The sequence below is a fragment of the Virgibacillus sp. M23 genome (assembly GCF_034190895.1).
GTDB lineage: Bacteria > Bacillota > Bacilli > Bacillales > Amphibacillaceae > Virgibacillus > Virgibacillus salarius.
This window is the reverse complement of the sequence record NZ_JAWDHA010000057.1, coordinates 1-14,507: the sequence shown is the minus strand read 5'-3', so window position 1 is coordinate 14,507 and position 14,507 is coordinate 1. Positions and strand designations below refer to the sequence as shown.

The window sequence follows — 14,507 nt, the reverse complement described above, 5'->3', positions numbered from 1 at the left end:
AGTGACATGCGTTCCAATGAAGCAAATTGGGAGATGATCCGCTTTGATAATACAGGAGATTCAAATGAAACCTCACTAGTGGCTGTAGAAATGCCAATTACTATTCATATAAATGGAAGTGAGTTTGCCACAATGGTATGCTCTCCAAGCAATCTTAAAGAGCTCCTCATTGGATTTTTAGCATCAGAAGGTATAATTCGTAGTTATTCTGCTATTAAAGATCTAGCTATTGATATCGATACTGGCTATGCATATATAGAAATAGATCCTCTCCCAACTACATTTCATCAGGACCATTCTAAGCGTTTCATTGGCTCATGTTGTGGGAAAAGCAGACAATTTTATTTTAAAAATGACGTAAAGACAGCAAAAACTATTCTTTCCAAGCATATGATATCAGCTAAACAGTGTTTTTACTTAATGCATGAATTACAGCAATCCTCTAGTCAGTTCCGTAAAACTGGTGGTGTGCACAATGCTGCACTAGCTACTACTAACGAACTTATGGTTGTTCGTACGGATATCGGGAGGCATAATGCACTCGATAAGCTTTTTGGGCATATTTTGGTAAACAATGTTCCTGTACATGATAAAATTATTGTCTTTAGTGGACGTATCTCTTCAGAGGTCCTTTTAAAGCTATCCAAAATGGGAATTGGTATATTAATTTCTAAATCAGCACCTACTAATTTGGCATTACAGCTGGCAGAGGATCTGAAGATTACCGTTATTGGATTCGTTCGTGGATACCAAATGAACGTATATACCCATCCAGAACGTATCGTGAGAGGAACATAAAAATAAAAGCAAGTCCTACCTTACTGCAGGACTTGCTTTTATTTATTCATACTCGAAAAGAAGTCTTTTAATGGATCCTCTTCTTCCTCTTCGATTACCTCTTGCTGTTGGTTTGTATCTAACGAATCCAAACGTAAACTATCTAAATCTATTTCTTCCTTTAGAGCTGTTTCCTCCAACACAGGCTTACCTGTGTCAATATCATTTTCTTGTAAGTATAGTGCCTCATCAATATTCGTATGATTACTGTTTAAGGAAGCCAATAAGGTCGTAGCTCGCATTGGATCACTTAATAATTGATATAGAATGGTACCTACTAATGCTTCTGAATGCTCATGTTTCAACCAACTCTTTTGTTCCTTGGTTAATTGTTTGGGGAGCGGGACAGTGACCGTTTCCCGCTCTTTTGTAACACTTTCACTTAAGCCTCGTAATACAAATTGGGCAATTTGACTAGAAAAATTTCTCCGTTCCGTTTCCTTGAGTCGTTGTAGTGCCTTTAGTAAATAATCCGGTGTATCGGAAGGAACACGAAAGGTTATTGATTGCCCTCGTTCAATTGTGTTTTTGGCCATTATATCACCCTATTTTGCTTTTGCCTTTACTGCTTCTTTCTCTTCCTTTTCTTGCTTGGCATGCTTATTTACAAAATCAGTTATTAACTTATAATAAGCATTAGCCATCATCCAAATACTTTCCTGTTCATCTTCAAAGAAATCAATGTTAAAGCCATCGAGTTTATTATTAAGTGCTTTTAAATAATCTTTTAAGACTGCTGATCCACCACCGACAAAGTAACAAATTTCCGATTGGGAATTCTTAACCCACACGTTTCTTAAGAATCGATACTCTTTTTTAGCCAATTCAAGTAGGATATGGTCTGTAATATCGTGAACGCTTGTCCTACTTCCTTTGACCATGATGTGATGTCGGTCATTTTTCCTTGTAATAATATCTACTACATCACGGCGACTATCTAGCTCTACACCATGTTTTGTTCGAATTTCTTCCCTAATCTGCTCCAGTGATTCAGAAACGCCTAAATTAAATCCTTGGGCTTTATCATCGTCAACATTACGATTACGAATCACCGCGATATCTGTTGACAATCCACCAATATCTTGAATAAGTATTTGTTTATCAATCAAATCTTTATTAATAACTTTTAAATCATTATCCATAATTAAATTCACATATGCTGCAAACCCCTCTGGATAAACCTTTACTTCATCAAATTTAATGTTTACTTTCTTACCCTGATGATGTGGTGTTACTAAAAATTCAACTTGGTGAACCGATCCCAGTAATTGAGAACGATAACCTACATCCTTACCTTCCTTTACCTCTCGGAGTGGTAGCCCAGTTCCAAGGGTATAATTTGCATCAATAACTTTATTCTTCATGGAAAAGGCTCCATTTTCTACTGCATCCAATGCTAAGGAAGCAAATAGCATAATTAAGGTTTGATCCTCTTCTGCCTTGCTACTACCGGGATCTAGCTCTGTTGAATTGTTTGTCTTTGTTGCTAAATTCCCAACACGGTAGATTACGTTATTTTCTTCGAGCGCAGGTGAATGTACGCGAATATGAATATTATCCAATACCTCTTTTTTATCTAGCTCTTCAATGCCAATTACGGGACGGTCTTCAAAATCCTGGGCGACTACATTGGGAATATATACCTCGTGTTCCATCTTTCCAAAGTTTGCCTTTAACGCATCGTTTCCCACGTCCACTGCTGCTATTCTTGTTTTTGTCATGTAAGAAAACTCCTCTCCATAATAATACATTCTATCTAAGAGTACTTCCTTTCTTCTTATAACGCAATCCGACTTTTTTCGTATTCTATTTTGTATACATGTTTACAGTTTAGTTTTCGTTGATATAACAGTGTCTACACATATTTGTACACAAGTAAACATTTTTGTGTTCTTCATGTACACTTTTTGTTTACTTGTATACATTATTGTTTGCGAATGAAGTTGATGTGACTATATGTAAAAAATGAGGCCGTGTATTGCTTTTCCAAATAGCAGCATACTCGATTAGAAGGAAAACTAAACGTTACTCAACAAAAAATTAGTTTTCAGGTGATAGCTAACCAAACAATTAATATTAATCCAATAATGTGCTTTCCTATAATAATGAAAACCAACCGATGTTTAATTTTCCACATGGAATTGGTTTGCTTATATTTTTTTCAATTGACATTTTGTTAAGTAACATCAATTTGCTTTTTCTTTACGATTTGTTTGTACACGCTGAAAACGAGAAGAAGAAGGTTTCATGTTTTGATCACCATTACTTTGTTTCACTGTTATCTTCTTTTTTCTTATTGTGAATTTAGTTATAAGTCCTCTCCTTTCTTCTTGCACCTCTTTTATTCCTGTTATAATGAATTGCATGGCGAATATGGTTAGAATAAAAGCTAATAAAGGAAAAAGCGCTAACCAATACGTTTCACCATCAAGTATCGAATTTTTTGCATTGCCCAGTAAACCCGACCATTCGTTAGATATGGATTTAGGGGGTTTATCATAAATCGTACCACCAAAAAAGAAGGTAAATACACCTAAATGTATACATCGTTACCTTAATCTATATAAGATATTGTTGTTGCAACTGCTTTCAAGAACTTTAAAACTAGGAATCTAAAAAAACGGCATGTTACAATAGAAGCAAGGATAGCTTTATTCCATAAGGAGTGAGCGTACATGAGTAAGGTCATTCTCTTTGATGGTGTTTGTAATTTCTGTGATCAGAGTGTTCAATTTATCTTAAAAAGAGATAAGCAAGAGCAGTTTACATTCGCCTCCATACAAGGAGACGCTGGTCAAGAACTCTTAAAAAGAAACCATGTAGCAACTGACATGAATAGTTTTATCCTCATTGACGGTAATAAAACGTATTTTAAATCAACAGCAGCGCTTAGGGTATGTAAAGAATTAAACGGCGCATGGAAGCTTTTATACGGCTTCATGATCATTCCTAAACCGCTTAGAGACTTCCTATATGGAGTGATCGCCAACCATCGCTATGAATGGTTCGGACAGAAACAAAGCTGTACATTGCCGTCTCCTGAAACAAGGAAACGGTTCTTGTAGATAGTGACAGATGAGGAAGTAAAAAACCTAAGTGCAAATTGCACTTAGGTTTCTCCTTTAGCCAACATTCTTTTTCTTCATTTGTTTACTTCTAAGTTGTCCACAAGCGGCATCAATATCTGCACCATTCTCCCAACGAACACCACAATTGATTCCTTTATCCTTCAACGTTTCAAAAAAGGCTTGTATAGATGCTGATTCACTACGCTGATATTGGTTATGTTCATCAACCGAATTATAAGGTATTAAATTGACATATGCTAAGTGTCGATGATTCTCAAGCAGCTTCGCCAACTGAAGCGCCTCCTCCTGATGATCATTGACATCTTTTAACATAATATACTCATACGTAATTCTTCGATTCGTTTTCTCTAAATAATAATCTACTGCCTTCATTAGCTTTTCAATAGGGAAGGCTTTGTTTATTTTCATGATTTGTGTACGTAACTCATTGTTAGGAGCATGGATAGAGATCGCTAGGTTAACTTGGATTCCTGTATCTGCAAACTCATATATTTTATGAGCTAAACCACTCGTTGATACAGTAATATGTCTAGCACCTATATTTAATCCTCTATCGTCGTTTACTACATACAAAAAGTCCATTAAATTAGTAAAGTTATCAAATGGTTCGCCAATTCCCATGACAACAATATGACTAACCCGATCATCCTCACCACGAGAATCTAAATCTTTTTGTACATTCATGATCTGTTCAACAATTTCACCACTAGATAGATCACGATTTTTCTTTAATAGCCCGCTAGCACAGAAACTACAACCGATGTTACAGCCCACCTGCGTAGTTACACAAACAGACAATCCGTAGTTAAATCGCATTAAAACAGTTTCAATTAAATTACCGTCTGCTAAGCGAAATAAATATTTAATCGTACCATCTTTTGATTCTTGCTTAACCTCTTCTTCTAGTGTACCTAAGACAAAATTGTCCTCTAACAAAGCAATCGTCTGTTTATTAACATTCTTCATGTCAGTGAATCGATGGACACGTTTTTTATAAAGCCAATTCCAGACCTGATCAACGCGGAAACGCTGTTGACCATGATCCATTAGCCAATCCGTTAATTGTTCATATGTTAGTCCATAAATGGATGGTTTACTCATGATTTACCCTCATTTCTAGATTATCTTATCCAAACAAACTGCAAAATTTGATAATCTAATACCTAAAAATATTTCTCACCATACTATCTTACTGCAAGTAGTATTTTGTTGCAAACTCATTTCTCCGTACTTTTATGCAGATCACAAGTTATTTGTCTAAAACTTACCTTTTTATGTACGAAGATCACATAATAGTGGTGTGTAGACACGAAAAAGCGCCACCGCTCCATACATTGTATGAAACAATAGCACTCCATTTTCGACTTATGGTAGCACAGTTTCTCCCATTAAATAACGATCACATTCCCTGGCTACGCCTCTTCCCTCATTTATCGCCCAAACAATTAGACTTTGTCCGCGTCGCATATCACCTGCAGCAAACACACCGTCTACATTTGTTTTATAGTCATCATAATCAGCGGCGACGGTCGATTTAGCCGTAGTTTCAATTTGCAATTGCTCAATAAGATCCTGTTCTGGTCCACGGAAACCAATCGCAATCAATACAAGATCTGCCGGCCAAATTTTTTCAGTACCAGGGATTTCATCCCGGACTTTGTTGCCAGCTTCATCATAACGAAGGCGAACGTTTACTGTGTGCACCTCTTTAACATATCCATTGTCATCCCCAACAAATTTTTTAGTCATCACAGCATAAGCACGTGGATCTTTCCCATAAGTACTTGCTGCTTCTTTATGACCGTATTCTACTCGATGAATCATTGGATATTGCGGCCATGGATTTGTTTCCATATCACGAACTAATCCTTTTTTATCGTAAATATCAAACTGAGTTAGACTCTTACAATTATGGCGAACAGATGTGGCTAGACAATCTGTTCCTGTATCTCCACCACCAATAACAATAACATCCTTACCCGTAGCAGATATATAATTGCCATCCTGTAAATCTGAATCTAGTAGGCTTTTCGTATTGGAATGGAGGAAATCCATTGCATGATGAACACCTTTTAATTGACTCCCCGCCACTTGAATATCACGATGCACTGTCGCACCACCACATAGTACAATCGCGTCAAATTCCTTTCTAAGTTCTTCAGTAGTAATATCTTTACCGACTTCTGTATTCGTTACAAAGGATATTCCTTCTTGCTGCAAAATTTCGACGCGTCTTATCACTACATCATAAGAAAGTTTCATCTCTGGAATGCCGTAAGTTAATAATCCTCCGACACGATCATCTCTTTCAAAAACTGTAACGAGATGACCTGCTTTATTCAACTGAGCTGCTGCGGCTAGCCCTGCTGGTCCAGAGCCAACGACAGCCACTTTTTTGCCAGTTCGCTTTTCTGGAGGCTTCGGGACTACCCAGCCTTCTTGAAAGCCTTTCTCAATAATTGAACGCTCTACGGTTCGAATAGCAACAGGCGGCTCATTAATACCGAGCACACAAGCTCCTTCACACGGAGCCGGACAGGCAATCCCCGTGAACTCCGGGAAGTTATTTTGCTCATGCTCTCGATCTAATGCCTCTTTCCACTTCCCTTCATAGACAAGCTGATTCCATTCGGGAATAAGATGATACACTGGACAACCAGAGGTTACACCATTAATTTCCATTCCTACATGACAAGTAGGTACACCACAATCCATACAGCGTGCCCCCTGTATTTGAACCTCTTTATCCGACAATGGAGCTGTATAATCAAACCAATCCTTGGTACGGACCGCTGGGTCTCGCTCCCGCCGTACTTGTCTGTCATATTCCATAAACCCTGTCTGTTTCCCCATCAAAGGCCTCCTTTTCCAACAAGCAAACGCATATCTATCCCTTTCTTAATTGGCAAACATGGCTATTGTAATGCTCCTACCTCTTTCCTTTCTTCTTTTGCAGGCTGCTTACTCTCCTCAAAGGCAAGCATCTCTGCATCGAATTTGCTCATTCCTTCTGCTCTTAACGTTGCAATTCGGTCATTTATTTTCACAAATGCTTTTGGAATAATTTTCACAAACTGTTCTACATATTTGTCCCAATAGGATAAAATTCGCTCCGCATGTGTACTATTTGTTTCATTTACATGTTGTTGAATAATTCGATAAAGTCGCTGAATTTCTTCTTGATCTGCTACTGTTTCTATATGCACAAGCTCGTCATTCACCTTCGAACAGAATGAATCGTCTTCATCGAATATATATGCTACGCCACCAGACATACCTGCAGCAAAATTTCTTCCCGTACTTCCTAATACTACGACTGTACCACCTGTCATATACTCGCAACCATGATCTCCTACACCTTCAACAACGATGGTTGCTCCACTATTTCTTACTGCAAACCGTTCTCCTGCGAGTCCGCGTATATATGCTTCTCCTCGTGAAGCGCCATAAAAGGCTACATTACCGATTATTGTGTTTTTCTCAGGTGGGAAGGTAACAATAGGGTCTGGATGGACGATAATTTTCCCTCCAGATAGACCCTTTCCTACAAAATCATTGGCATCACCGATAAGTCGTAATGTCATACCTGGTGGAATGAATGCTCCAAAGCTTTGCCCAGCAGATCCGTTAAAATTCAATTTAATCGTATCTTCAGGTAACCCAGCTTCCCCATAGCGATTGGTTATTTCACTGCCTAATAGCGTACCAGTTACCCGATTTATATTACGTATTGCTGTTGTAAACTCAACTGCCTTTTTCTGTTCAATTGCCTGTTTACAATTCGGAATTAGTTCTTGATAATCAAGTGTCTTTTCAATTCCATGATCTTGTTTGATTGTCGCATATCTTCCTACTTTTGCAGGTACATCTGGTTGATAAAGCAACTCTGTCAGATCTATACCTTTTACCTTCCAATGATCAATGGCTTGATTAAATTCAAGCACATCCGTACGACCAATCATTTCATTGATGGTTCGAAAGCCAAGTTCTGCCATTAATTCACGTGCTTCCTGTGCAATAAATTTCATAAAATGGACTACATGTTCCGGGTCTCCCATAAATTTCTTACGTAGTTCCGGATTCTGTGTTGCTATCCCAACTGGGCATGTATCCAAATGACAAACACGCATCATTACGCATCCCAATACGACTAGTGGGGCTGTAGAGAAGCCGTATTCCTCGGCACCCAGCAGACTTGCTACTACTACATCACGCCCTGTCATCATTTTACCGTCTGTCTCCACAACAATTCGATCTCTAAGTCCATTTAATAAAAGCGTTTGATGTGTTTCAGCCAATCCAATCTCCCAAGGTAGCCCTGTATGCTTCAAGCTTGTACGTGGTGCTGCTCCAGTTCCACCATCATAACCACTAATTAAAACTAGATCTGCTCTACCTTTTGCGACACCTGCTGCAATGGTACCAACGCCAACTGCTGATACAAGCTTGACACTAATTCTTGCATTTGGATTCGTATTTTTTAAGTTATGAATTAACTCAGCCAAATCTTCAATGGAGTAAATATCATGATGTGGTGGTGGAGAAATGAGCTCAACTCCTGGAGTAGATCCGCGTACCTCAGCAACCCATGGATATACTTTTTTTCCAGGTAAGTGTCCACCTTCACCAGGCTTAGCACCTTGGGCAATCTTTATTTGGATCTCATCAGCATTCACTAGATAATTGCTGTTTACTCCAAACCTCCCTGAAGCAACCTGTTTAATGGCACTCCTTCTTAGATCACCATTCTCATCACGAGTAAATCGGTCTGTTGATTCACCGCCCTCACCACTATTACTACGCCCACCGATGCGATTCATGGCAATCGCTAAAGACTCATGAGCTTCCTTACTGATCGAGCCAAAGGACATAGCACCAGTTTTAAAACGAGCACAAATAGATTCTATAGATTCTACTTCGTCGAGTGGCACTGGTTTACGTTTTTTAAAGGACAGTAAGCCCCTTAAAGATTGAAGATTCTCCTTTTCATCTGTCAAAAGCTTTGAGTATTCCTTAAATAACTCATAATTACCTGTTCGACAGGCATGCTGTAAAATATGAATAGTTTTAGGATTATATTGATGGTCCTCCCCATCTTTACGATATTGGTATTCATCGCCAGCTTCTAAGGTATAGCTGCCACCACGATTTTCTGAAAAAGCCTTTTGGTGACGCATACGTGTTTCTTCCTCAATTAGGCCAAGATCAATACCACCCAATCTTGAAGCAGTACCAGTAAAATACTTTTCTATAACATCTTTTCTTATACCAATTGCTTCAAAAATTTGTGCTCCTCGATAACTCTGGATTGTCGAGATTCCCATTTTCGAGAGTATCTTTATAATTCCATCTGTCACTGATTGAATATAATTCCGCTTCGCCTGTTTTGCTGTATACTGTTCTAATTCTTGTTTCTCAGCAAGATCTTCTATGGAGTGAAAAGCAAGATACGGATTTATCCCTTCTGCGCCATAGCCGATTAAGCTTGCAAAATGATGAACCTCTCTTGGTTCTCCCGATTCGATTAATAGACTCACTTTAGTACGTAGCCGCTGACGAATTAAATGGTGGTGTAAACCAGATACAGCTAGTAATGCAGGAATAGCTGCTTTATCTTTGCCGATTCCTCGGTCAGATAAAATGAGGATTACAGCACCTTCATTAATGGCTTTATCTGCCTTTACAAAGAGTTCGTTCAGTGCTTTTTCCAATGCATTCTCCTGATCATTTACATCAAAATGCATAAACAAGGTTACTGCTTGAAAACCGGCTAATTGTTGAATACGTAATTTTTCTAATTCGCCATTTGTAAGGATTGGTGTTTTCAAACGAATGTGTCGGCAGCTTTCTACAGTGGGGTGTACTAGATTCCCCTCTGCTCCAATAGTCGTCTCAACCATTGTGATAATCTTTTCTCTAATGGCATCAATTGGAGGATTTGTTACTTGAGCAAACAATTGCTTAAAGTAGTTGTATAGCAGCTGTGGCTTCTTAGACAGTACAGCTAAAGGTGAATCGTATCCCATGGAACCAATCGGGTCTTTTCCGTCCGTAACTAATGGTTTAATGATTTTATTCAATTCTTCCCGGGTGTATCCAAATGCATGCTGCTGTTTAATTAATTTTTCCTCTCCAAATACCGGCTGTCTATACATTACATCTGGAATATCATCTATATCTATTTTATTATTCAACCATTCCTTATACGGTTGTTCTGATGCAATTTGCATTTTAATGTCTTCATCTGGAACAATGACACCTTTCTCCAAATCAACTAAAAGCATTCTTCCAGGCTCTAATCTACGTTTATACAATATGTCATCAGCAAATATATCCAGGGCACCAACCTCTGATCCAAGAACGATCATTCCACTCTTCGTAACATAATAGCGTGCGGGCCGCAATCCGTTACGGTCCAAACATGCGCCTATTTGCGTTCCGTCAGAAAAGACAAGTGCCGCAGGCCCATCCCAAGGCTCCATCAGTGTACTATGATATTCATAGAAATCTCGTTTTTCTTCTTTTATTCCATTATCATTTGCCCAAGGCTCTGGAACCATCATCATTGCTGTATGCGCTAGAGAACGTCCAGATAAATGCAGGAATTCAAATGTATTATCAAATATAGATGAATCGCTTCCCTCATAGTCAATTACTGGCAATATCTTTTCCATGTCCTCTTCTGTAAAATATTCCGATGAACACATTTGCTCCCTTGCACGCATCCAATTCACATTGCCCCTTAGTGTATTAAATTCACCGTTATGAATGGTGTATCGATTTGGATGCGATCGTTTCCAGCTTGGAAAGGTATTAGTACTAAAGCGAGAGTGAACTAATGCGAGTGCTGATTTAAAATCAGGATGGTTTAAGTCGATATAAAAGGCATCTAACTGTTCAGGGACGAGCATCCCTTTGTAGACGATGGTACTTGAGGACAAGCTACTAATATAAATATCCTCGAATTCTGGGGATTTTGCAGCTTCTTGTTCGATTCGCTTCCGAATGACAAATAACTTTCGTTCGAACGCTTTTTTATCTTTCACATCTTCCGGTTTCTTTATAAAGATTTGACGAATGGAAGGCATACTTTTTGCTGCTACTTTCCCAATAAATGATTCGTTAATAGGGACTGGTCTCCAGCCAAGAAATGTTTGTCCTTCTTCTCGAATAATTCGTTCAAACATCCTTTTACTTTCCATACGGAGATTATGATTTCTCGGAAGAAATACCATCCCCACACCGTAGTCCCCTTTTGCTGGAAGTTGAATTCCTTCCTTTGCACATTGCTTCTGAAAAAAACGATTCGGAATCTGTGTTAAGATTCCGGCACCATCCCCTGTACTGGTATCTGCCGATTGACCACCACGATGCTCCAGGTTACAGAGAATATTAATGGCATTTTGCACAATATTATGCGTCTTCCTACCGTTTATGTTTGCAATCATCCCTATCCCACATGCTTCATGTTCAAAATCAGGACGATACAATCCCTGTGATTCAGGGAATCCATTTCGCGACATCCCAACATCCCCTTTCTTAACATCAAAATTCACATGATCTATATTTTAATTTCATTGATTTCAGAAGCTTTAAAACCACCTATCACATAATTTTCGCACTGTTCCATCCATTCGGAAAAAAGTATAGTAGGATTATCATATCATAATTTTTATTTTACCTCAAAATTCAGATAAGTTATTTTAATACAATATTATTAAATTTCAATAAATGAAAACGCTGTCTTTTTCGTGTTTCTATTTTCTTTATTCATCTAAACTGCATGATTGACAAGGGGTATAGACAGGTTGAGGATTACTTCACAAAAATTTCAATTTTTATTAAAAATTTTCTTTGAATTTTTCTTAAACCATGGTTAAATGATCAATTCTTTCGTGGTCTAGACCAGTTGAATTATATACAATTGATTTATCCGCTTTAACAGCTATCAACGAGCTATCTGTTTTCTACCGAAGCTAATCGTTGGACGGTTTATAAAAAAATCCGTATCATTTCTTATTAAGAAATAAGCGAAGAGGTGAAAAATAATGACTCATACGAAGACATTTCAGCATATACCATTATCTGTCTTAGACTTAGCTCCTGTTAATGAAGGCAGCACACCAAGCGATTCTTTTAAAAATAGTGTAGCTTTAGCACAGGATGTAGAGAAATTTGGCTTTAACCGTTACTGGCTAGCTGAACATCATAACATGCCTGGAATAGCTAGCTCTGCAACCTCCGTAATTATCGGACATATTGCCGAAAAAACAAATCACATTCGTGTAGGAGCAGGTGGTGTTATGCTGCCAAATCATGCAACACTTGTCATTGCCGAGCAATTTGGAACGCTTGAGTCACTCTATCCAGGACGCATTGATTTAGGGCTTGGCCGTGCACCAGGGAGTGACCAAGCGACAGCATATGCGCTAAGGCGGACACTAAATATGAGTGTGGAAGATTTCCCTATGCAAGTAAATGAATTACAAGATTACTTCGCTAAAGATCCGGTTTCTCGTGTAAAAGCTGTTCCTGGTCAAGGGTTAAACATCCCTATTTGGTTACTCGGTTCTAGCGATTTTAGTGCTAGATTAGCAGCTCAAAAAGGGTTGCCATTTTCCTTTGCTAGTCATTTTGCACCTGCATATACAATTCCTGCATTAAACTTATATCGAGAACAGTTCCAGCCATCCGAATATATGGATAAGCCATATGCCATGGTTGGTGTTAATGTAATTGCTGCAGATTCTGATGAGAAGGCGAGCTATTTAGCGACTTCCTTGCAGCAGCAATTCTTAAATATACGTCGTGGAAAACCAACAAAGCTAAAGCCACCGATTGAAAATATCGAGGCCCATTTCTCTATTAACGAGCTTGAAGCTATCAAACAAACGCTAGACCCTCGTACAACGATAATTGGCAGCAAAGAAACGGTTAAACAGGGGTTGAAAAATTTCTTAGAGGAAACACAGGCGGATGAAATGATTATAAGCTCTCAAATCTATCATCAAGCAGATCGGCAGCAGTCGTTCGAAATTATTTCTGAGTTAATGGATTAACAAGCTATCATTAATGTTTACTTAAAACAGGTTCTATCACGCTCCATTAACATACTTCCCTTTCCTGCGGGATCTTCAGCCCGTACACTGTTCCCGCAGGATAAGGAAGGCATCAGCAGCGATGCATCGTACGCAGAAAAACGCTCTTCTTTTTAAGGAGTCTACGTATTGTGACTTCGCTTCGTATCAACATTTTATCCCGCATATAACTGGCGGTAAGCCCCGCACTTCAAGCTATGAAGTGAACCACTATGGATATGTGGGATCAACTACCAGTAAATGTCCGATTGGTTCACGGGCCTTTAGGTCATACCCTTGTGGTACTAACTATCCGCGGGGATAAATAAGCCCCCCACGGATGGAAGGTTCACTTTATCATTTGGCTTTTGGGTTAACGATTTTAGGTTCGTCACCGACCTTTTTATCCTTTATTTTTTTCTAACAACTTCTTAATCTCTTTTAATTCCTTCTGAACCTCAGCTAGTTTCATATCCGTTGGTGATGGAGAATCTTCTCTACTAGCTTCTTCTACATTATTGACAACAACCCCAACAAATAAATTAACAATTACAAATGCACCAATAAGAATGAATGTGACGAAGTACCACCAGGATGAAGGATCTTCAGCTAAGATTGGGCGCATTACACCACTTGCCCATGACTCCAATGTGATGACCTGAAAAAGCGTCAATAAAGACTGGTGTAGTGTACCGAAGTATTCAGGAGCGATTAGTTGAAACATCATCGTACCAATAACACCGTATACATAGAAGAAAATACCTAACAGCAGTAGGATCGTTCCCATTGAAGGAATAGTGAGAAGTAATGCATTAACCATCTTTCGTAATGAAGGTATAATAGAAATGGCCCTTAACACACGAAGCACACGCATTATTCTTAATACCGTTACATAATAGGAGCCAACCAATACATGTCCACTAAGTACAATTACAAAATCAAATACACTCCAAGGATCTTTAAAGAATGCCTTAAGAGAACGACTGCCAATTAGTCTAATTACAATTTCCAATGTAAATATCCAAAGTAATATTCGATCGGCAAGATATATCCAACCTGCATACTTTTCTGCAACAAAACTATATGTCTCTAAACCGACTAAAATGGCGTTCAAAACAATTAATACTATAATTGTATTCATAAAAGCAGGATGTTCTGCTAGCGTTGCACACTTTTTACGAATTGTGCTCATGATATAATACTTGCCTCCTTCTCTTTAGTAATTTTACTGATTTCCCTATCGTTTGTCACCTACATATTACTTTTCTACTGTTAATTTTCCGTGAACAACCAAACTCGTAAATAGAAAGCGACAGTGAATTTATGTCTATACCCCCTACCATCGCATACGTTATTGAATTATAAAGCTCTCAACGGTTAAGAAAAACCGGGCAAAAACCAGCCCGGTCCTTTCCTGTTTGCCATAGCTAGAGCACATCCGATAGTTTGTATTCGTGTCCTTGTACTCCTTTATAATACTCCGGATACATTTCTCCTCCACATT

The 14,507-nt window shown here is 38.5% G+C and carries 10 protein-coding genes; 3 read left to right on the top strand and 7 right to left on the bottom strand.

Annotation, left to right across the window (positions count from 1 at the left end):
• The first annotated feature begins 6 nt into the window (after positions 1–6).
• Positions 7–798, top strand: a complete 792-nt coding sequence (gene fdhD / locus RVS70_RS17295) for a formate dehydrogenase accessory sulfurtransferase FdhD (protein ID WP_121604031.1) — start codon at positions 7–9, stop codon at positions 796–798.
• Positions 799–836: 38 nt separating this feature from the next.
• Here fdhD and RVS70_RS17290 read toward each other — a convergent pair whose 3' ends face one another.
• The 3 genes from RVS70_RS17290 to RVS70_RS17280 form a co-directional block, all read right to left on the bottom strand.
• On the bottom strand, positions 837–1,373 hold the full coding sequence (locus tag RVS70_RS17290; RefSeq protein WP_121604032.1) for a hypothetical protein: 537 nt from the start codon (positions 1,371–1,373) through the stop codon (positions 837–839).
• A gap of 9 nt (positions 1,374–1,382) precedes the next feature.
• The gene (locus RVS70_RS17285; protein WP_321134199.1) at positions 1,383–2,558 is read right to left on the bottom strand and encodes a ParM/StbA family protein; all 1,176 of its coding nucleotides are present in this window, start codon (positions 2,556–2,558) and stop codon (positions 1,383–1,385) included.
• Between the two features lie 465 nt (positions 2,559–3,023).
• Positions 3,024–3,173, bottom strand: coding sequence for a hypothetical protein (locus RVS70_RS17280; RefSeq protein ID WP_228088850.1), 150 nt, complete (start codon positions 3,171–3,173; stop codon positions 3,024–3,026).
• 339 nt (positions 3,174–3,512) lie between these two features.
• Here RVS70_RS17280 and RVS70_RS17275 point away from each other — a divergent pair, with 339 nt between their 5' ends.
• Positions 3,513–3,902 carry a thiol-disulfide oxidoreductase DCC family protein gene (locus RVS70_RS17275; RefSeq protein WP_121604034.1) on the top strand — a complete coding sequence of 130 codons (390 nt, stop codon included), beginning with the start codon at positions 3,513–3,515 and terminating at the stop codon, positions 3,900–3,902.
• 57 nt (positions 3,903–3,959) lie between these two features.
• Here RVS70_RS17275 and rlmN read toward each other — a convergent pair whose 3' ends face one another.
• From rlmN to gltB, 3 genes are all read right to left on the bottom strand, one after another.
• Positions 3,960–5,027, bottom strand: coding sequence for a 23S rRNA (adenine(2503)-C(2))-methyltransferase RlmN (rlmN, locus tag RVS70_RS17270; RefSeq protein WP_026683071.1), 1,068 nt, complete (start codon positions 5,025–5,027; stop codon positions 3,960–3,962).
• A gap of 264 nt (positions 5,028–5,291) precedes the next feature.
• A complete protein-coding gene (locus tag RVS70_RS17265) occupies positions 5,292–6,779 on the bottom strand; it encodes a glutamate synthase subunit beta (RefSeq protein WP_205389182.1) in 1,488 nt (495 codons plus the stop codon).
• A 62-nt stretch (positions 6,780–6,841) separates the two neighbouring features.
• Positions 6,842–11,449 carry a glutamate synthase large subunit gene (gltB, locus tag RVS70_RS17260; RefSeq protein WP_321134195.1) on the bottom strand — a complete coding sequence of 1,536 codons (4,608 nt, stop codon included), beginning with the start codon at positions 11,447–11,449 and terminating at the stop codon, positions 6,842–6,844.
• 525 nt (positions 11,450–11,974) lie between these two features.
• Here gltB and RVS70_RS17255 point away from each other — a divergent pair.
• On the top strand, positions 11,975–12,985 hold the full coding sequence (locus RVS70_RS17255) for an LLM class flavin-dependent oxidoreductase (protein ID WP_205389184.1): 1,011 nt from the start codon (positions 11,975–11,977) through the stop codon (positions 12,983–12,985).
• 421 nt (positions 12,986–13,406) lie between these two features.
• Here RVS70_RS17255 and RVS70_RS17250 read toward each other — a convergent pair whose 3' ends face one another.
• Positions 13,407–14,195, bottom strand: a complete 789-nt coding sequence (locus tag RVS70_RS17250; RefSeq protein WP_121604037.1) for an ion transporter — start codon at positions 14,193–14,195, stop codon at positions 13,407–13,409.
• Positions 14,196–14,507 lie beyond the last annotated feature (312 nt).